17 protein-coding genes are annotated in these 19,372 nt (G+C 44.6%); 8 read left to right on the top strand and 9 right to left on the bottom strand.

The annotated features are described in order from the left end of the window. Positions 1-517 precede the first annotated feature (517 nt). The gene (locus QZW82_RS28750) at positions 518-1,687 is read right to left on the bottom strand and encodes an IscS subfamily cysteine desulfurase (protein ID WP_293156679.1); all 1,170 of its coding nucleotides are present in this window, start codon (positions 1,685-1,687) and stop codon (positions 518-520) included. Between the two features lie 96 nt (positions 1,688-1,783). Here QZW82_RS28750 and QZW82_RS28745 point away from each other — a divergent pair, with 96 nt between their 5' ends. Both QZW82_RS28745 and QZW82_RS28740 read left to right on the top strand, forming a co-directional pair. After that, positions 1,784-2,452, top strand: a complete 669-nt coding sequence (locus QZW82_RS28745) for a hypothetical protein (protein WP_293156676.1) — start codon at positions 1,784-1,786, stop codon at positions 2,450-2,452. 167 nt (positions 2,453-2,619) lie between these two features. Then, complete coding sequence (locus tag QZW82_RS28740) at positions 2,620-3,081, top strand: hypothetical protein (RefSeq protein ID WP_293156673.1); 462 nt, start codon at positions 2,620-2,622, stop codon at positions 3,079-3,081. A 374-nt stretch (positions 3,082-3,455) separates the two neighbouring features. On the opposite strand, the gene QZW82_RS28735 is transcribed toward QZW82_RS28740, so the two are convergent. From QZW82_RS28735 to QZW82_RS28700, 8 genes are all read right to left on the bottom strand, one after another. Then, positions 3,456-4,190, bottom strand: coding sequence for a PPC domain-containing protein (locus QZW82_RS28735; protein ID WP_293156670.1), 735 nt, complete (start codon positions 4,188-4,190; stop codon positions 3,456-3,458). 22 nt (positions 4,191-4,212) lie between these two features. Continuing rightward, a complete protein-coding gene (locus QZW82_RS28730) occupies positions 4,213-5,214 on the bottom strand; it encodes a hypothetical protein (RefSeq protein ID WP_293156667.1) in 1,002 nt (333 codons plus the stop codon). A gap of 62 nt (positions 5,215-5,276) precedes the next feature. Beyond that, a complete protein-coding gene (locus tag QZW82_RS28725) occupies positions 5,277-5,900 on the bottom strand; it encodes a hypothetical protein (RefSeq protein WP_293156664.1) in 624 nt (207 codons plus the stop codon). 196 nt (positions 5,901-6,096) lie between these two features. Continuing rightward, on the bottom strand, positions 6,097-6,741 hold the full coding sequence (locus tag QZW82_RS28720; protein WP_293156661.1) for a hypothetical protein: 645 nt from the start codon (positions 6,739-6,741) through the stop codon (positions 6,097-6,099). Positions 6,742-6,757: 16 nt separating this feature from the next. Beyond that, a complete protein-coding gene (locus QZW82_RS28715) occupies positions 6,758-7,555 on the bottom strand; it encodes a hypothetical protein (protein WP_293156658.1) in 798 nt (265 codons plus the stop codon). A 7-nt stretch (positions 7,556-7,562) separates the two neighbouring features. Next, complete coding sequence (locus tag QZW82_RS28710) at positions 7,563-8,129, bottom strand: hypothetical protein (protein ID WP_293156655.1); 567 nt, start codon at positions 8,127-8,129, stop codon at positions 7,563-7,565. Between the two features lie 271 nt (positions 8,130-8,400). Further along, the gene (locus tag QZW82_RS28705; protein WP_293156652.1) at positions 8,401-9,933 is read right to left on the bottom strand and encodes a calcium-binding protein; all 1,533 of its coding nucleotides are present in this window, start codon (positions 9,931-9,933) and stop codon (positions 8,401-8,403) included. A gap of 55 nt (positions 9,934-9,988) precedes the next feature. Next, positions 9,989-10,498 (bottom strand): hypothetical protein, encoded by a 510-nt coding sequence (locus QZW82_RS28700; RefSeq protein ID WP_293156649.1) that lies wholly within the window; start codon positions 10,496-10,498, stop codon positions 9,989-9,991. 15 nt (positions 10,499-10,513) lie between these two features. Between QZW82_RS28700 and QZW82_RS28695 the strand changes: the two genes are divergently transcribed. The 6 genes from QZW82_RS28695 to QZW82_RS28670 all read left to right on the top strand — a co-directional run bounded on the left by QZW82_RS28695 (position 10,514) and on the right by QZW82_RS28670 (position 19,095). After that, a complete protein-coding gene (locus QZW82_RS28695) occupies positions 10,514-10,675 on the top strand; it encodes a hypothetical protein (protein ID WP_293156646.1) in 162 nt (53 codons plus the stop codon). Between the two features lie 223 nt (positions 10,676-10,898). Further along, the gene (locus QZW82_RS28690) at positions 10,899-11,069 is read left to right on the top strand and encodes a hypothetical protein (RefSeq protein WP_293156643.1); all 171 of its coding nucleotides are present in this window, start codon (positions 10,899-10,901) and stop codon (positions 11,067-11,069) included. A gap of 343 nt (positions 11,070-11,412) precedes the next feature. After that, the gene (locus QZW82_RS28685; RefSeq protein ID WP_293156640.1) at positions 11,413-12,744 is read left to right on the top strand and encodes a four-carbon acid sugar kinase family protein; all 1,332 of its coding nucleotides are present in this window, start codon (positions 11,413-11,415) and stop codon (positions 12,742-12,744) included. 978 nt (positions 12,745-13,722) lie between these two features. Further along, the gene (ldpA, locus tag QZW82_RS28680; protein WP_366665104.1) at positions 13,723-14,898 is read left to right on the top strand and encodes a circadian clock protein LdpA; all 1,176 of its coding nucleotides are present in this window, start codon (positions 13,723-13,725) and stop codon (positions 14,896-14,898) included. Between the two features lie 299 nt (positions 14,899-15,197). Further along, positions 15,198-16,979, top strand: a complete 1,782-nt coding sequence (locus QZW82_RS28675; RefSeq protein ID WP_293156637.1) for a R3H domain-containing nucleic acid-binding protein — start codon at positions 15,198-15,200, stop codon at positions 16,977-16,979. Positions 16,980-17,418: 439 nt separating this feature from the next. Continuing rightward, complete coding sequence (locus QZW82_RS28670) at positions 17,419-19,095, top strand: CheR family methyltransferase (RefSeq protein WP_293156634.1); 1,677 nt, start codon at positions 17,419-17,421, stop codon at positions 19,093-19,095. Positions 19,096-19,372 lie beyond the last annotated feature (277 nt).

The raw sequence follows: 19,372 nt of genomic DNA, 5'->3' as shown, positions 1-19,372 counted from the left end.
TCGGCGATTGAAATTGGTGTCGATTATACTCGGCGATTGAAATCGCTACTACACAAACAAAGTCCGCCTGCGCGGACTGAAGAAATCGGAAATTTTAAAACCCCTTTTCTGACTATACTCGGCGATTGAAATTGGTGTCGATTATACTCGGCGATTGAAATCGCTACTACACAAACAAAGTCCGCCTGCGCGGACTGAAGAAATCGGAAATTTTAAAACCCCTTTTCTGACTATACTCGGCGATTGAAATTGGTGTCGATTATACTCGGCGATTGAAATCGCTACTACACAAACAAAGTCCGCCTGCGCGGACTGAAGAAATCGGAAATTTTAAAACCCCTTTTCTGACTATACTCGGCGATTGAAATCGCTACTACACAAACAAAGTCCGCCTGCGCGGACTGAAGAAATCGGAAAGTTTTAATACCAAACCTGGGTTAAAAATCCCCTTAATCTCTTAGTCCGCGGAGGCGGAATTCGTTTATGTAGACACGGTTTCAACCGCCGAATACTCTTTCTAACTCATGACTTTTTGAGCTTGGCGGAGAGATTGAATAGTTGCGATCGCGTGTTGAGACACTGCATCTATTTCAGCAGCAGTATTGAACCTACCAATCCCGAACCGAATTGAAGCATAAGCTAACTTGTCCGATCGCCCGATCGCTGCTAAAACATGAGAAGGAGATATTTTCGCCGAAGTGCAAGCAGAACCAGAAGACACCGCAGCCGCCGGTTGCAAACCCAACAGCAGCGCTTGACCGTCAACACCGCCTACACTAATATTAAGATTCCCCGGCAATCTCTTCGTCGCGTGACCGTTGATATAAACATCGCCCAATTCATTCAAATTTTCCCACAAACTCTGCCGCAAATTTACAACTCGTGCTGTTTCCGCCTCCATTTCCGAAATTGCTAACTCTACTGCTTTAGCAAATCCTACTATTTGCGGTGGGTAGAGAGTACCCGATCGCATTCCCCGTTCGTGGCCTCCTCCGTGCATTTGTAGGGCTAGCTGCACTCTCGGCTTGTTGCGGCGGACGTAGAGAGCACCAATGCCTTTTGGCCCGTAGATTTTGTGCGCCGTCAAAGACATCAGATCGATGTTCATTTCCTCTACGTCGAGGGGGATTTTGCCGATCGCCTGGGCCGCATCCGTGTGAAACAGAATATCATTTCCGCGACAAATTGCAGCTATTTCGGCGATCGGCTGAATCACACCAATTTCGTTATTAGCCGTCATCACAGAAACTAAAATTGTCTCGGCCTTAATCGCTTTAATCAAATCTCCAATATCAATTAGTCCGTCGCTTTTCACAGGTAAAACCGTAATGCTAAACCCCAATTTTTCCAAATATTTACAGGGATCAAGAATGGCATTATGTTCAGTTTGTACTGTGATAATGTGCTTTCCTTTACTGAAATAGGCTTCAGCGACGCCTTTAATCGCTAAATTATTTGCTTCCGTTGCACCGCTAGTAAAAACAATTTCTTCAGGAGAGGCATTGATCGCTTCTGCTATGATTTGTCGTGACTGTTTTACCGCTGCTTCTGCTTCCCAGCCGTAGACGTGGTTGATGCTGGCTGCGTTGCCGAATTGTTCGGTAAAATAGGGCAGCATCGCATCAACTACTCGTTTGTCTACAGGGGTTGTGGCGTGGTTGTCGAGGTAGATAGGACGTGCGGACATAGTTTGGTTTTGGTTAAAAAAGGTGTTAGGTTTATTGTAGACGAGCCCTTTGTTCTACAAGAAAACTTTATATTTAACAAATATTTGTGAAGATTTATGCGACCTGACATTCAGGGATTAGAAATTACTGTCGGTGAGATCAAGCACCTCAGCGGCGCGGGGCCCGATCGCGTATACCGGCCTGCGACTGCGACTAAGTTTGCCCGCGAAGCTTTAAAAACAGTCGGTTTAATTGTTTTGGTTCTAATTAGCTGTTGGCTGCTGGTATTGATATTTCCTAGGGTTTATTTGTTGTGGTTGGCCCTGCACTTGGGTGCGATCGCCGGTTTGATCCTGGAAGATGCCTGGAAAATTTGGTGCAGCCGGAACCAAGATTTAATTCATCTTTTTGATGATGTCGATCGCTACAATGGTATAATCAAAGCGATCGAAATTAATGACCGGATCGAAGATGCTGGCAACCCGAACGTCAAAATAGGCGATCGCGCAAAAGTTATTAAAGCCTTGCAGCTCATCAGAGAAGATTTAGTTCGAGCTTTGAAAACCGAGAGGATTCTCAGGGAAAACAAAAAATTTGTCGATACTAACTCAGAACTGTTTGCCAATAATTTAAGAACTTTGAATGCCCTGCAAATTAGCGATCGATCGAGCCAGCAGGGGCGATTGCTAAACGAAGCTTTGCAATTAGCCTTAAGAGTTCAATCAGAAATGAAAGAGTTGCAAAATCGAGATTTTGCGAGCAACGTAAAACGCGATCGCTTTTAGATAACAACTTCTTAAAAAAATTGGGTATCTTGGTGTGCTATGTTTGCTATATTGGTCTACTTATCCCTTTAATAATTTAGGATTGCTATAGCTACCAACTGATAGATCGAGTTATTGGAAGGTTAAAGTTGAGGCCGTCATTATTGGTGTACCGTGGGGCGGAGTTGATGATGTTTAAAGCTACTTCTTGGATTGGTTACTCGTTCACTCTGACAGTTTTAGCTGCGAGTGTGGTAGTTGTGGGGATCGAAGGGGCAATCTCTTCCACCTTTTCCATCCAATCCATCGCTTCACAAATTGCCCAAAAAACGGATATCCCTATTTTATTACCATCTGAAGATACTGTCGAAAAATATAAATTTGATAACAACGAAACTATTTATGCTTTTGTATCTAGCGCATCTTCAGATGCTGACTACGATGTCACTTTTAACAATATACCTGGAGATGTTGGAAATGCGGCTTTTCGCTTTTCAATCAGCGCCCAAAAAGGAAAGGAATTTCAGAGACTTCCCGCTGATTCAAACCCTGCTTATACTCCTAAGTACATTCAGGTAAAGCTGTCTGATAGTTCCCAGGCTTTAGCGCTCTTTTGTCACTCCAGAAAAATAAAAATTGCAGCCAACTGATGAAACTTATACTCAATGGGCAATCTGGCGATCGCAAACTGATAGGAACCCATACCTCAAGCTCAAAAGGGGAAAGTCTCTCGGTGTAAAAGTTCCAGGTTTTTATATGACGAGAGTGACGAAAGAGCGTTAGTTACTACCTGGTGTGGTGGTACAGCCTGTTGGTCTACAGTGCAATGGAAATCGAATGGTATTTTATATAAGGTTACATCTAAAAAAAGACAACCTTATGCAGCATTAGCGATCTCGAACTCTGCAATTAAAGCAGGCGATCGTAGACTCAAAGCAAGTGCCGATCGTGTATTTACAAATTAACATTTAGTTATATTGAAACACCTGTTTTTGAGTTGGCTTAGCGGTTGGTTTAAGTTTAGTTACAACTGATTAGAATTAACGCTTAATGTGTAAGTACCTTTGCTGGTGCGATCGCCTCCTTTGACAACTACTTTATAAGTACCGTTACTGGGAAATTTCACGGTGAGTGTAGACTCTGCGGGACGCTGGGAGTTGCTTGTTTTTTCGGCAATCTTTTTGCCACTGGTGTCGAACAATGTTATGTTGTGGTCGAATCCTCCACTGTTGAGGTAAATTGTGACAGGTTGACCTGCACGTCCTTGAAATGTGTGTTCGCGGGATTCGCCTTCTTTTAAGGTTTCTCGCTGCTGGAGGATGGAAAGGGATGTGACTTTTGGGCGATCGGGATTGCTTAAATCTAAGCCATAATTTGTCACGCTTACATATAAACCATTTCCATTTCTTCCTATGATTATAAAGGCAGCTTTGTTGTTGACATCTCGGACTATTTTGTCAATAAAACCTGGTATTTGTTTTTCCCTTATGGGTTTTGGCTGGTTAAAATTTGGTTTTGATAGACATAAAAGAACTGCTCCATCTTGATAGCGGCCTGCGTAAAATAAATATTTTTGACCGTTAGCTGTAAACTCACTTTGATTGAATACAGTGAATTTGTCAAATTGTAGTTGCTGGTTTCGGCGACAATCTTTATCTATGTAGATTTCGTTGGCTGATGGCTGTCGCTGGGCGAAAACGGCTGGGATGCTGGTGGCTAGGATTGCTGTGATGATGGTGATGGTGATTGGCGATCGCATTTTCATATTTACCTCAATTTTTTTATGGAATCGATCTTCCTGAACGTAGAATGCGGCTGATTTCTTCGTTAGTCATAAAAGGAGCTGTGAGACAGTTAGTCCTAAAACAACCAGTTCCTTTTTCTGTGAATCTAACTTGAGTGTCATTGGCAAATCTTAAACCAGAATTACCTAAATTCCAGTAAAACTTAATTGCTTTGCCAGATTTTACATACTTCTCTCCTAAAGCAGGGTCAATTGACTCTATTCCACCATTTATAGGTGGGTATCTAGATAAACCGCTCTTAAAAATATACGCTTGAATAGCACTAAGTTTATAATTAAAGTAAACGAAACCATTCCTAAATTCTTCAGGTAAGTCGTAATCAGTACGGATCTCACGTCCCCCACCTTGTTCTACAAATTCTCTCCAAGTTGTAAGTCGAGACTTTGGCTGTTGAGCGACAGTTTGCGATCGCCCATTTATCACCTGAGACTTAGCTACCATCGAACGAGCAATCTCAATTAATTCATTACGACGAACAGAGCCAGAATATATTTTGAAATAATTATTATCTTGAACCCACGATACTGTATTCCAATCTGCACCTTGAAAATGGTAGCCATTTTGGTTTCTAGATAGTTCAATAGCATCTGCTGCCGAACCCCGCTGTCTATCATCTTGATAATATTTCGATGCAAGGGTGCTTGAGGCAACTGAGAAACGCAAGCAAACTAGATTATATCCCCTTGTACCTCTTCCTCCTCTACTAAAGCGTGGAGGACAGTCCTTGTCTTCGAGGGCAAGATAAGCGCGTTCGCTGTTGACATCAAATGTTAATTGGGGAGATATTTTATTCGTAATAGATCCAGGTAAGCGACTGGGCAGCCGAAAGACTAAGTTGCTGGGAAGTTTGTTTCTAATCTCGCCAATAATGGGTTTGAATACAGGATCGGGTTCGGCAATTGCAGATATTGGTGCAAATACTCCGATTCCGACAATTACCAAACTTACTATTAAACTCAATAGCGATTTGTTTTTCATAAGTTTTGCTGCATCGTTTTCATAAATACTCTCTCTGTTTGAATTATTCGATCGCTATAATTTTACTGTCTTTTGGGCAAAGAAGCTGTACAACCAGCTTCTTTAAACTGTTGAAGCAACTGGTTTCTCTTAGCTGGGGGAACGTTCCGCATCAATTCAGAAGGATTTGTCAGGGGTTTTGGCCAAGCGTATTCATAGATACCAGGTTCATTGTTGTAAACAAAGACACCTCCCAGGTAGTTTCCTTCATTAATGAGTAGGTAGCTATCAGTTTTGATTCTACCCTTAGATACAGTTCCTATACCGAACCTAAATCCTATGTTATTTTCACTAGGAATAAAACCGTCAATAATGCAAACGCGACCTTTGACATTTGATGGATAAATACTTTTTGTTTCTTCTAATGCCGTCCATTGACCGAGGAAAGGTGCGGCTGCTGTGTCGATTTGCGACCAAGCTTTTACAAAGGATGTTAATTGCTGAATCTGAACGCGATCGCGCCGATCTGTGCTATACAATCCACGACCGCCGCCGGGTGGGGAAGCAGCAAAACGGCGGAATTTCTCGATTAATTCTTGCAGTTCTGCATCTGTTGGGAATCGGACAGATTGAGCAATAATGGGTAACGATGTAGCAGCTAAAATGCCTAAACTAATTGTAATGATGAGTGACGAGCGCCCTTTCATAAAAATCATCCTCATTTTCTTGTTGTTTGATTGTTAGCAGTATAAACTTACCGTCTGTTTGGCAAAGAAAATGACTTGTGGGATTAAAAACAGCCTTCTATATACCAATACTTCGGGCAGTTTTTTAACAGCCCTGTAAGCCTTACGGGGGAAGCCCTGCCATTTTTTACGTATTTTCTGAAACTTAGCGCTGAACTTAAACCTTTGAAAAATAGTCCAGCATATAGCCAGCAATGGTTTCGGAGGCTCGACTAAATCTAAAACTATCCGAAGTATTGATATACTCAACTTCAGGAAGTTGACCGGAACGAAAGCTATCTACGCGATTTTTGCTGGTCTCAAAAATTATGCGGTAGTTTTTGTCAGCGGCATCTTTCGGTACAAAAGTTAAATATTTCCCATTGTAAGGCGGGCGACTTACATAAGGATGAGGTGTTGCTTTAATTTGCCCCGGATATAGCGAGAAAATCCTGTCTTCAGTATCCCCAATTTTTGCACCTTTGATTGTAGTAAACCGCAGGTTGTTGTTAATATCAATTCTGGCAATGCGGCTCTTTGTCACCATAAAGCTAATTCCTTTTGGGCCCCCTTGCGGCTCAAAATAAGAACAAAACTCTTCAGTACGACCACCACTTTGGGTTTTCACGAATCTAACTCCCGCAGCCCGCGATGCTTCATCAACTGTCATGCCAACTCGAATCGGACTGATACCATTAAGCGCTAGTTTCGATCGCTCTGTTAGTTGTATTTGAGCGTTGACTGATGTTACAAAAACCGCAAAAATGACAATTGTGCCGATTAGTAAGGTAAGAAATTTAGTTGAACTGTTTAACTTTCGCATCGATCTTGCTCCTTTTTTAACGAATGTAACCAGTCTCTCCCAGAAACTTTCGCAGTTGAGTAAAAAATTGACTGCGATCGCTCTCTTTATAAACTTCCTGCACCCGCCGCCACCCATCCTCACCTTCCCCCAAGGAATATTTATCAGCCAAATATGCTGCTAATATCGCTCTTCCTACCTCAGATTGAGGTTTGGTTGTTATGTATTTTTGCCATAGTTGAGCGGCATGGTTTTTAACTGCTTGAGGGTAGCGGTGGGTTACATTTGTCATTTTCCCCTGGCTGTATTGCCAGATTTGCAATGGATAATACGAACCCCCATAAGACGCAAACTTATAAGCAAAGCGATCGTCCCTAAAAACAAATTCTACATAGCCGTCTCTATTTATATCTTCAATGCTGTAGCGTTCGCCGTTTCCCCAACGATGGGCGATCGCCGTGTATTTTTGAGTTCGAGCGTCGTAGCGGTAAATCAAAGATGAGGTGCAGCAGTGAGCGCCACCAGAAAATACATCTAATATAATCTCTGGCTCGTTATCTTTATCTAAATCCCGAACTTGAATATCTAACAACCAACAGTAACCAACTTCTTTTTTCGGTATATCTTCATTGAAAACTGTTTGACCTTTGCGGACCAATCTCAATCGCGGGTTTTGCGAGCAAAGCCCGCTTCTTCGCCCCAAGGAAACTTCTGCTCTCACATTCCCAGATTCGGCTGTCTGGGTTTCAGCTTTGGCTACTCCTTCTAAGAAACAGGAAGCAGCACCTAAAATTGCCAAACTCGTTATCAAGCTAAAAATCGATCGCACTTTCATATTTACCTCAATTTTTTTGTTTTATTTCTCTTTCCGAATGCAGAATACGACGGATTTGCTGCTTAGTCATAAAAGGGGCTACCAAACAACTAAGCCTTAAGCATCCTGTGCCTGGTCGATCTAAAAATCTAACTTCAGTATCTTTTCCATAAGTTTGATAAGTACCTGCACCACCTCCCCAATAAAATCTGATTGCTTTGCCAGAATTTACATACCTATCTGCCGCAGCATAATCAATTTCTCCTATTCCACTTTTGATTGGTGGATAGCTAGATAAACCTTGTTTGAGGATATAAGCTGTAGTATTATCGGCTCCTGGATTGATGTAAACATAGCCATTCCTAAACTCAAGTGGTAGGTTGTAATCGTAATTGACAAAACGCCTGCCACCCCGTTCTACAAATTCCCTCCAAGTGATAAGTCGAGATTTTGGCTGTTGAGCAATTATTTGCGATCGCCCCTCCAATATCTGTTGGTTTGTCAATGGAACCGGCCCTTGTGCCAAAACCGATACCGAAGCAGTACCCAACAGCGCCAACCAAACCATCAAGGTCAAAATCGATCGCCCTTTCACACTTTTTCCTCTCTGTTTACTAAAATGCCTTGTTCCGCACCCAAGCACCTTACCGCACCGCAACTGCTGCAACACCCAAAGCCCTCTATTTATCTGTCAGCCTCAACCCGCTACTTTTATGCAAAATGCCGATCGATTGTTACAAAGCTTTACAGATAATTCCTAAGTTGGGTGAGACTGCATCTAAAAATATCATTCGGTTAATGATTAAAATGGCAGGGCTTATGGATTTTATACAACAGCCCTGCCCCAAATGAATCCTGCTGGTTTACTAGCCTAAGTTCAAGGCTGAATCTGTCAGAGATACAGTGAAAGTAGCGGTCTGGATAGATCCAGACGAACTATTAAGAACATTCGCTAAAATATCGCCGTTAGCTAACTGAATTAATGTGTTGCTGCCAGAGGCAACAAAGCGCAGTTCAGTTAGGGAAATGTTACCTGCGATCGCAATTCGATCTCCTTGACCAAAATCAGTAATTCGATCTGCCAAATTAAAGTTGCGCTGTCCGGCTTCAGAAGAAACGATCAAAACAAATGTATCTGAGCCACCACCGCCAGTAAGAGTATCCGAACCAATATCACCAATCAAAATATCGTTACCGTCACCGCCAATTAACAAGTCATTGTCTCGGCCACCTCGCAAAAAGTCATTACCTAAGCCACCTTCAAGCGTATCGTTGTCTCGGCCACCGCTAAGAATGTCATTTCCGTCGTCTCCAAAAATCCGATCTTCATCTTTGCCACCACGTAGCAAGTCGTTACCACCAGCACCTCTCAAACTATCTGCGCCAGTGTTTCCGTTGACTGCATCATTGCCAGATGAACCCAGCACGGTATCATTTCCTCCGAGAGCAAGTACGCCACCAGGAAATTGAGAAGGGCTGTTTTCTGGCAAGTTAACCGTATCATTTTGAGCCGTTAATGAGCGGAACTGGTTGTTAGTTACACCTCTAGATGCTGCTACAGATATACTGTTAAAAGTGTCCAACAAGTTAACGTCGGTAATAATTCTGGCAGTGGGTGTTGGACTGGGTGTTGGGCTGGGTGTTGGGCTGGGTGTTGGACTGGGTGTTGGACTGGGTGTTTGGCTGGAGGTAGGATTAGATAGGGCAAGGGTGTATTTGGTATCAGAGCCACCTGAGTTTCTGACTTTAACAAAGTAAGTGCCTGCACCCAAACTGCGAGTAATTGAAGCAGTGGAACCGCTGCTACCAAATCTATCGGTAATATACTCGCTGGAATCCACTAAACCGTCGTTATTTTTGTCTAGATACAGTTCCGCGTAAGCATCTTGAGTTAAACCATTTAAAGTGAGATTAAAGTCAGCAACGCTATTAAGATTGAAGCGGTAGTAATCTGCTGGGTCAGCTCTACCTACGAAGTCATTAAAAGTGCGAGTACCGCTAAGAACACCTATGTTAAGAGCATTTCGAGAAGTGTTACCGGCCGGATCTCCTATCCCAGTGGGGGTGTTAGACAGGTTCAGAGTATATCGAGTATCAGAGCCACCTGAGTTTCTGACTTTAACAAAGTAAGTGCCTGCACCCAAGCTGCGAGTAATTGAAGCAGTGGAACCGCTGCTACCAAACCTATCGGTAATATACTCGCTGGAATCCGCCAGACCGTTGTTATCGGAGTCTAGATAGAGTTCTGCATAAGCATCTTGACTCAGACCGCTCAACGACAAACGAAAGTCACCAACATCGGTAAGCTTAAAACGGTATAAATCATTGGGTTCCGCATTGCCTACAAAGTCGTTAAAAGTGCGGGTATTTGTCAGATTGCCAACTTCAAATGTAGCCATTTTTCTTTCTTTCTCCTAAAATAAATAGTTGAATTGGTAGGTAATAGATGCAGCTTCAGTAACAAGGATGCAAGGAACTGATAGCCCGCCGGATTTGCAACCACTGCGACGCCAAGGAAGTCTCTGTCGGTTGTATTCTGCGGTAGTCCAATTCGGGGTGACGGAGGTAGAATATGGCATCTGCTACTTTGTTCAACACAGGACTAGATAAAGGCGACGCATTCCTTGCCAAACCCGAACCATCGTAGGAGGAAAGCTGCCACTGGTAATTATTATTCAGGTTTCTACCGCACTCCTTCTCGTACACCAAATTATCACTGCTCACCACTTTTCTGATGGCAGCCCATTCGTTAATATACTGCGTTTCGTTAGGGCGGATTCTGCGACGATTCAATTGTGGATGCAGATCGTAGAAAATAAAGTCTGTTAGCTCATCGATCGCTTTTTCAGGTGCTCTGTTAGCTGCAATTTGCACCGAATCAGCAGCGGGATAGGTGACGGGTTGCGCCATCGCCTTCATGGGAAAACAAGGGACGACGATTAATCCCAATATCAAATATTTCATTGCATACCGAATTACATGAATTTGGAGTTGAAGGAATTAGTAGATAATGCTTTATTCACTGCACCCGATCGAAGCATCTTAACTACATCGAAACAAATCGATGAGAATTTTCAGCAGAAAACACCCGAACATTACCACGAGAGCACAAAGAGCGATCGCCACAAATACTTGCTCTAAACTTTTCACCTTGCAGCCAAACCAAAAAATCAGCGCTGCGACATATTTTCGCGATCGCCTTTAATTTTGAGAGTGCAAACAATAAAGCTTTTGTGTTTGGATAACAATTTATTTGATGAACTATTATTCCACTGTTACTGCATTACTGCATGATTTTTTAGTATTTCTTAACAAACTCAACAATAGAGCATCACTCCAAGCCTAAGCCCTAAAGTCCCCACGTTTGCTTTTTGGGGAAAAGCGATCGCTGCATCGGGGTATGTGTGGCAAGGGAACGCGCGCCGGGTTCCCGGAGGTTTGGACGATCGCCAACCGTTTGGATTACGTAAATAGGTTGTTAGCGCAGCCCTCGAAGAGGATCGCACTGCGTACCAAACATCGAGTTTTTGCGTAATTTCGATCGAAGAAGAATGTTGGAACAGTTCTCGATCGAGTAAGCGGAGCATAAAATGATAGTTTATTCACATCGGAATATTTTAATCAGCTTGACTTGAGTGCTGTATGTCGCAAAACAATATTAGTGACTTAACAGCACAAGAAATGTTGCAAATATTGCAATCCAAAAGGATATTAAGATCGCAATATCTTCAGAATCCCCGTGCATTCACGCCGGGGAGTGTCAAGAGAATTGTTAAGAAATACAACCAGAATTGTAAATTTCCCGAATTGTAAATTTTTTGATTGGATCTAACGGCGTCAGGATATGTTAGAAAGGTGACGTTAACAACCAGGTCAGTATGTCTTCTACCAAACCAAAGATTATAGTTCTCGATGACGATCCCACGGGTTCTCAAACCGTGCACAGTTGCTTGCTGCTGACACGTTGGGACGAAGAAACCCTGCGTTTGGGACTGCGGGACAAGTCCCCGATTTTTTTTATACTGACAAATACTCGATCGCTGACTCCCGAAACAGCAGCGTCCGTCACCCGCGAAGTGTGCCAAAATCTCAAAAGGGCGATCGCGATCGAAGAAATCGAAGACTTCCTAATCGTTAGCCGTTCCGATTCTACCCTGCGCGGTCACTATCCGATCGAAACCGATGTAATCGCCGAAGAGCTCGGCCCCTTCGACGCTCATTTTCTAATTCCCGCCTTTTTTGAAGGAGGCAGAATTACCCGCAACAGCGTGCATTACCTGATGGTTAACAGTGTCGAAACCCCCGTGCACGAAACCGAATTTGCCAAAGATTCAGTCTTCGGCTACCATCACAGTTACCTGCCAGACTACGTAGAAGAAAAAACCCAAGGTCGAATTCATAGTGATACTGTCGATCGCATTTTACTCGCCGACATCCGCTACGGGAGTTTAGATAGATTGATGGAGATGACAGACAACCAATGTGCAGTTGTTGACGGCGAAAGCCAAGGCGATTTAAACACATTTGCCAAACACATTCTCGATGCAGCCAGTCAAGGCAAAAAGTTTTTATTCCGCAGCGCGGCGAGTATTTTAACATCCTTAGCTGACCTCGGCAACCAGCCGGTAGCAGCCGACGAAATGGCAGAATACGTGAAAGACGGCAAACCTGGTGCAGTAATAGTTGGTTCCCACGTCAAGAAAACGACCGATCAATTGGAACGCTTGTTAGAAGAACCCAATACAGCTAGCATTGAAATAGATGTATCTCAGTTAGTAGAAGATTCGCCAGAGTCTCGCGCTCAACTCCTCAATGAAATTCTGGAAAAAGTTCGCACTTCTCATGCAGATGGCAAAACGCCTGTAATTTATACCAGCCGCCAAGAACTAGAATTTGAAAATGCCGAAGTCCGGTTAAAATTTGGTGCTGCTGTTTCTGCTTTGTTGATGGATGTCGTGCGGGGACTACCTGCTGACATCGGTTTTTTAATTAGCAAGGGCGGGATTACTTCTAATGATGTGTTGAGTACAGGTTTGTCGCTGAAAAGTATCAGGCAAATCGGTCAAATTATTCCAGGTTGTTCTGTTGTAAAAACTGAGCCAGATCATCCTCTATTTCCCGATTTACCAGTCGTTTTGTTTCCTGGAAATGTCGGTGACAGTAATGCTTTGGCTACGGCTTACAAGCGACTTAGCAAGCATTCTAGCTAGTTGAATCGCTGGCTTAACGAAGATGAATTGAGTTCTATTCATGGAGGACACATTGATATCAACCTAAGCCTAAAACAGTTGAAATATTTCCTTGTCTGCTCGTTACTAGGCTGTGCCTGGTAACACATATCCGGAGGAAGAGCAAGTAAGGTTCGTAGTGCGGACTGAAGTCCGCTCTTATGCCGCGGACTGAAGTCCGCACTACGAACCGTTTTTGTTCGTAGTGCGGACTGAAGTCCGCTCTTATGCCGCGGACTGAAGTCCGCACTACGAACCGTTTTTGTTATGGTAATCGACGGGACATAATATGAGATAGGCTCCTTTCGCTGTGCCTGGGAACCAGTTAAATAATCTCCAAAAAATCTCTGGCTGATTGTATCGTTGCTAAAACCGGTCTAATATGCTATGTTTGAAGGTCTACTATTAAATAAAAGCGATCGCCAGCCCGACAAATTCCCCCTCGGCAACGCCTCTGGAAAAAATCAAATTTAGAAAAAAAAATCAGGTAGCCCTCTACATATAGAGCCAACAGCGCCATAGCTACTGCTATCAGTAGCGTTTCCAGCTTGTATCAACCGAAATTTTAAAATCAAGTAAAAATTTTCATATAGTAATTTTTAGCTGAAAGGATTAGCATATAAGGGTTGGGTGCTGGTCGGTAATATATCGGCCGATCTGTGCAAATATGTGGAGCAATGCCCAGATATTCATGCCATAATAAGAGTACGCTTGATTAGTGCGGGTTGTTAAAGCTTAGTTGGCATGAAAACCAAACAAACACTTGACACTAACTAATCATCAAAAAATTGAATACTCAATAGTCTCGTACTGAAATTCGTTTCAGTATCTCTAACTGGGGATTAGTGGTCAAGGAACTTGAGTCACGAGGCAAGGGAACCAAGTAGAAATACGCTTCTAATCGAGCGAACTTAAACCGTAGAGTTGAACTTGCCCGTATTTACGGATTTATGCCCAGATATGCGTAGGTTTTTAGAAGCGGTGCCAGAACATTATCATCCACTAAACTCATTAAAAGATGGTCATTGGTTCAAGCTGATATGTGGGGCGAGCTTTCAACACCTGCCGGCGGTTCGGAATCTCACATTGGCTTACACCTTAGCAGGTGCTGACTGTATTGATGTCGCGGCAGATCCCGCCGCCGTCGCAGCAGCGAAAGAAGCCCTACAAGTTGCCAGCGAATTACAGGCAAAAACTCAAAACCGCAGGTTTGGCGGCACAGGGTTGCCCTTGCTGATGGTGAGTTTAAACGATGGGGAAGACCCGCATTTTCGCAAAGCCGAATTCAACCCAGCCGATTGTCCGACGGACTGCTGGCGGCCGTGCGAAAAAATATGTCCAGCCGAAGCAATAGTTTTTCAGGGTGCTAGCGGCGGTGGTTTTTCCGGGGTGATAGACAAGCAGTGCTATGGCTGCGGTCGCTGTCTGCCTATTTGTCCGAGCCAACTGATTTACACTCGTTCTTACGTGTCTGCTCCGGCGGCGATCGCACCTTTAATCTTACAATCCGGTGCGGACGCCCTAGAAATTCACACGCAAGTAGGCAGAGAGGCAGATTTTGCACGACTTTGGTCGAGCATAGCTCCGTGGGTCGATCGACTCAAGTTAATCGCAATTAGTTGCCCCGATGGAGACGGTTTGATTGATTATTTGCGGACACTCTATCAAATAATTTCCCCCCTTCCTTGTCCTCTAATTTGGCAAACCGATGGTAGGCCGATGAGTGGAGATATTGGAATCGGAACTACTAGAGCCGCGGTCAAACTCGGTCAAAAAGTTTTGGCTGCCCGGTTGCCGGGATACGTCCAACTTGCAGGCGGTACTAACGATCGCACTGTCAGCAAGCTCAGAGCCTGCGGACTGCTTTTGGATGGCGGAAAAAATTTGTCGGTTCCTCCTGTCCAATACATTGCAGGTGTAGCTTACGGCAGCTATGCCAGGGTTTTGCTATCGCCAATTTTAGAACAATTAGAAACAATGCAAACCGATCGAGCTTGTGCCGTTCCGGTAGCAGTCCCTTGCGGCGCAGCCGAAGTTCAAACACCTCGGTTGACTCAGCTCGAAGCCGTCCCAGAACTTCTCTCGGAGGCGGTGAGTTTAGCTCGTTCTCTAGTTTCTCAAATCAAAAGTTATTAGTTGTTAGTTGGTAGTTGGTAGGGGCGGTGCCCCCGTGCCCGCCCTCTCTTAGTTGTTAGTTGTTAATCAAAAAAACTGACAACTGATAGCGAATAACTGTTGTTTGCGATTTCGCGATCGCACTTGCACCCTGGTGAAACCCGGTTTCTTAGTATATTTCTCGTTCCAGTTCGCAAAACTCGTAGAAACCGGGTTTATAACCCCACGCGCAATCCGCGAACTGTCAACTGTCAACTGTCAACTGTCAACTGTCAACTGTCCACTGTCCATTGTCCACTGAACCGAACACACCGAGGCGAATGCAGATTACAGACGACCTCAACAGACTATTAGACATCGTGCCAGATGAGATCCGGCAGCCCTTAGAGCAGCACCCGCAGCGCAACAATCTCATTGAGGTTGTGATGGATTTGGGCCGCCTACCAGAAGCTCGTTTTCCATCCTTGGCCGAACCTCTTTCCCAAACACCAGTTTCCAAAGCAGACCTTAGCTATTGTATCGATCGAGTCGGCAACTTCGGCGGCGACAATCGAGCCGGTATCGAGCAAACCCTGCACCGAATTAGCGCCCTTCGCAACCGCAGCGGCGAGATTATCGGCTTGACTTTGAGGGTGGGCCGCGCTGTGTTCGGGACGATCGGCATTATCCGCGATTTAGTCGAAACCGGTCAATCAATTTTGATGCTCGGCCGCCCGGGAGTAGGCAAAACTACGGCTTTGCGGGAAATCGCCCGCGTGCTCGCCGATGACTTGGAAAAACGGGTGGTAATCATCGACACCTCCAACGAAATTGCTGGAGATGGAGATATCCCGCATCCGGCGATCGGCAGAGCCCGCAGAATGCAAGTTTCCCGTCCCGAACTCCAGCACCAAGTCATGATCGAAGCAGTGGAAAACCATATGCCGGAAGTGATCGTGATTGACGAAATCGGTACGGAATTAGAAGCTTTGGCCGCTCGGACGATCGCGGAAAGGGGCGTGCAATTGGTCGGTACCGCCCACGGGAACCGGATCGAAAACTTGATGAAAAATCCAACTCTGGCCGACTTAATTGGGGGCATCCAAGCGGTGACGCTGGGAGATGACGAGGCCCGGCGCCGCGGTTCTCAAAAGACAGTTTTGGAACGCAAATCACCGCCAACTTTTGAAATTGCGATCGAAATGCTCGAACGCCAAAAGTGGGTAATCCACGAACGAGTCTCAGATTCGATCGACAGCCTGCTGCGGGGACGCGAACCGAACCAGCAAATCAGAAGCGTCAGCGACAGCGGAGAAGTAATTATCGAGCGGGAATCAGCATCTCCCCCCGCCCGGTTCCCAGGGATGCCAGCTTCCGCCTCAGGCCCCGCTGCGGTATCAGCAATGCGGCCAGTCACACCGATTTCTGGGTGGCGGAGTGCCGGGAAAATGGTGCCGATGCCGCCTCAAAACGAGAAATTCGCTGCTGCTGCTAACAGCGCGCCGGTAGCTCCTGAGACTCGGTATTTCGAGCAACTCCTCGAAGAATCCCTGTCCGTGGAACCTGTACCGCAGCAGCGGGGTCGTTATTCCCAGAATGTCGGCCCTAACGGCGAAGATTTGCCCCTCCACGTTTATCCTTACGGCATAGCTCGCCACCAGCTCGAACAGGTGATTTCCACCCTGAACCTGCCGGTGCAGTTGACGAAGGATATTGAAAGTGCTGACGTGGTGTTGGCTTTGCGATCGAACGTGCGGAACCAGTCAAAATTGAGGCACTTGGCCAAAACTCGCCAAGTTCCCCTGCACACAATCAAAGCTGGAACGATTCCCCACGTAGCGAGAGCTTTGCGGCGCCTGTTGGACATGGACGACCCGGGCACCCCGGAAGTGGCAGACCTCGCCTTATTCGCCCGCAGCGGTACTTCTGACGAACTCGAAGCTCTTGAAGAAACCCGCTTAGCCGTCGAGCAAATTGTCATTCCCAAGGGACAGCCGGTGGAACTCTTACCCCGTTCTCCCAATGTCCGCAAAATGCAGCACGAACTTGTGGAACACTATCACCTGAAATCCCACAGTTTTGGGGAAGAACCAAACCGCCGCCTGCGGATTTTTCCAGCCTGAACAGCCCTAGATCTAGAATCGGCATCATGTAGGGTGCGCGATCGCACCTTACCCCTTGAAGGCAGCAGGTAGAAGGCAAACGGCCGATTTTTTTCATACTGCTGTCTGTTTTCTACCTTTTGCCTTGGATCTCAAGTGGCGTCAATTAACCATGATTCTTGTAGCGTGGTACACTGCGTAGACCCCAATCTTCTACTATACCGACCGGATATAATATTATCTCTGTTGGTAAAATTTTCTGTAAGTGCGATCGGGCCAATTCCCAATTCCCAACCCCCAATTCCCAACCCCCCATAATAACAGATCATAAATAAACATATAGCGGTTCTCAAGCGTGGTGAGGTATGTCCAATGCCCAATGCCCAATGCCCGATGCCCTATGCCCTATGCCCGTGAGTACCTTATTTTTTTGAGAAAGGCTATATTTACCAGAGTTGACATGAATGATGCAGAAATTCAGCTATTTATTGAATTAATTGCCGCTCACACGGGTTTACAAATTCGCCCGCAAGATCGATCGGGTTTCTCTCGAAAAATTTTGACTCGAATGAAAGCTTTAAAAATAGCCTTTCCCGACAAATATTATCAAATCTTAGTGGCTTCGAGTCCGGAAAGTCAAAATGAATGGCGAGAACTAGCCTTGCTGCTGACAACCAATGAAAGTTATTTCATGCGCGACAAAGGACAGTTTTCGCTCCTAGAAAAAGTGATTTTGCCGGAATTGATCGCACGCAAAATAAAATTGCACGAGACATTGGGAATTAAGCCAAGACTGCGAATCTGGAGTGCCGGCTGCTCGACTGGCGAAGAACCTTATTCTTTACTTATTATTTTAAACCAACTAATTCCCGATTGGGACAAATGGAAAATTTTAATTTTAGGTACTGATATCAATCAAGCAGCAATAGAAAAAGCCCAGCGAGGAATTTATAGCCCTTGGTCTTTTCGCTTAGTTGACCCGGAACTGCAAAATCGATATTTCTCTCAGCGGAAAACCGATTGGGAAATAGACAAGAACTTGCGCGAATTTGTCAGCTTTAGATCTGTGAATTTAGTGACAGATAATTTTCCGAATATTTACACAGATCTTCATAACATGGATTTGATTTTATGCCGAAATGTTTTTGTTTATTTTGAAGCTCAGTATATTTCACAGGTATTGAAAAAGTTTGCCAAAACGCTAAGACCTGGAGGATATTTAATGACTGGTCACGCTGAAATTCACAGTCACGCGATCGACGATTTTCAACCAAAGAGTTTCCCGGAGTCGGTTGTTTATCAAGCCAAGAATGTCCTAGAGGAGGAACCAGGTAAAAGAAAGTCTTTGATTGTACCAGAATCTAAAACAAAATCGGCGTTTGGGGAATCGGGAAACAAATTGGAATTGGGCGACAATAGCGGTCAGTTGCTACCGAGGAAAGGGGAAACGGTGCCAGCTAGTTTTGCTAACGGCAATTTTGGGGATGTCGGGTCGCTGTCGCTGTTAACAGCAGGTACCGGGCTGGGAAAGATGCTGCGAAGTCGCTATGTAGAGGGCGATCGGGTCAACAAGAAGATATCTAGTTTGCCCCCACAAATCCCAGCCGAAAAAGCTGATAGCAAAACGCCCCAGATGCTTGTATTAGAGGCAAAAGCTTGTTTTAAAAATAAAGCTTATGTTGAGGCAATTGCTAAAGCAAAACAGGCGCTCCACCTGCAATCTAAAAATTTTGATGCTGATTATTTGCTCGCTCAAATTTATGCAAATTTAGGTCAGTATTCTCAGGCGGTAGAATACTGCAAGCGAGCTAGCAAGCTAGATACTATGTCAGTATTTCCTTATTATTTGCAAGCTCAGATTGCTGAAGAACAGGACGACTTGGAAACCGCTAAAATATATTTAAGAAAAGTTATTTATCTTTGCCCATCTTTTGTTTCAGCTTATCTCGAATTCGGGAATATATACCATAAAGAAGGTAAGCTAAATATAGCTATTAAAATGTACAATTCATCTTGCGACATTCTCAAGCAACTGCCGCCCAATACTCCGATCGAGCAGCAGAGTAAAATGACAGCGAGTCAAGTATTGATTGATGTTCAAAAAAAATTGGTAAAATTGTACAGCCAAAAAAACTGACGCACCGGGAAAATCTAAAAACCCGGTTTTTTGTGGGTGTCTCGCTGCAAAACCGAATCCGATCGCATAAACCACGTGTTTTTCGCAAGTCTTATACCAATTTTTTATGAGGCTGCTCCCGAATCCGATCCCCCCTAACCCCCCTTAATAAGCAGGGTGGATTAATTGTCAGGGGGGAATGTATGATAGAACAGGTAATCAAGTCTGCCCTGTCCGGGTAGACTATCCCTTCTGAAATGAATTAACCATGAATTTAATTGAAGCAATTAAATCTGTT

The sequence above is a fragment of the Microcoleus sp. bin48.metabat.b7b8b9.023 genome (genome assembly GCF_013299185.1).
In the GTDB taxonomy this organism is placed as follows: Bacteria; Cyanobacteriota; Cyanobacteriia; order Cyanobacteriales; family Microcoleaceae; genus Microcoleus.
This window is presented reverse-complemented; position numbering and strand designations above follow the sequence as displayed.

Excerpts from the sequence above, each read along its gene's own strand:
- QZW82_RS28750 (WP_293156679.1), bottom strand. The coding sequence starts at position 1,687 with ATGTCCGCACGTCCTATCTACCTCGACAACCACGCCACAACCCCTGTA.
- QZW82_RS28745 (WP_293156676.1), top strand. The coding sequence starts at position 1,784 with ATGCGACCTGACATTCAGGGATTAGAAATTACTGTCGGTGAGATCAAG.
- QZW82_RS28740 (WP_293156673.1), top strand. The coding sequence starts at position 2,620 with ATGATGTTTAAAGCTACTTCTTGGATTGGTTACTCGTTCACTCTGACA.
- QZW82_RS28735 (WP_293156670.1), bottom strand. The coding sequence starts at position 4,190 with ATGCGATCGCCAATCACCATCACCATCATCACAGCAATCCTAGCCACC.
- QZW82_RS28730 (WP_293156667.1), bottom strand. The coding sequence starts at position 5,214 with ATGAAAAACAAATCGCTATTGAGTTTAATAGTAAGTTTGGTAATTGTC.
- QZW82_RS28725 (WP_293156664.1), bottom strand. The coding sequence starts at position 5,900 with ATGAAAGGGCGCTCGTCACTCATCATTACAATTAGTTTAGGCATTTTA.
- QZW82_RS28720 (WP_293156661.1), bottom strand. The coding sequence starts at position 6,741 with ATGCGAAAGTTAAACAGTTCAACTAAATTTCTTACCTTACTAATCGGC.
- QZW82_RS28715 (WP_293156658.1), bottom strand. The coding sequence starts at position 7,555 with ATGAAAGTGCGATCGATTTTTAGCTTGATAACGAGTTTGGCAATTTTA.
- QZW82_RS28705 (WP_293156652.1), bottom strand. The coding sequence starts at position 9,933 with ATGGCTACATTTGAAGTTGGCAATCTGACAAATACCCGCACTTTTAAC.
- QZW82_RS28700 (WP_293156649.1), bottom strand. The coding sequence starts at position 10,498 with ATGAAATATTTGATATTGGGATTAATCGTCGTCCCTTGTTTTCCCATG.
- QZW82_RS28695 (WP_293156646.1), top strand. The coding sequence starts at position 10,514 with ATGAATTTGGAGTTGAAGGAATTAGTAGATAATGCTTTATTCACTGCA.
- QZW82_RS28685 (WP_293156640.1), top strand. The coding sequence starts at position 11,413 with ATGTCTTCTACCAAACCAAAGATTATAGTTCTCGATGACGATCCCACG.
- ldpA (WP_366665104.1), top strand. The coding sequence starts at position 13,723 with ATGCGTAGGTTTTTAGAAGCGGTGCCAGAACATTATCATCCACTAAAC.
- QZW82_RS28675 (WP_293156637.1), top strand. The coding sequence starts at position 15,198 with ATGCAGATTACAGACGACCTCAACAGACTATTAGACATCGTGCCAGAT.
- QZW82_RS28670 (WP_293156634.1), top strand. The coding sequence starts at position 17,419 with ATGAATGATGCAGAAATTCAGCTATTTATTGAATTAATTGCCGCTCAC.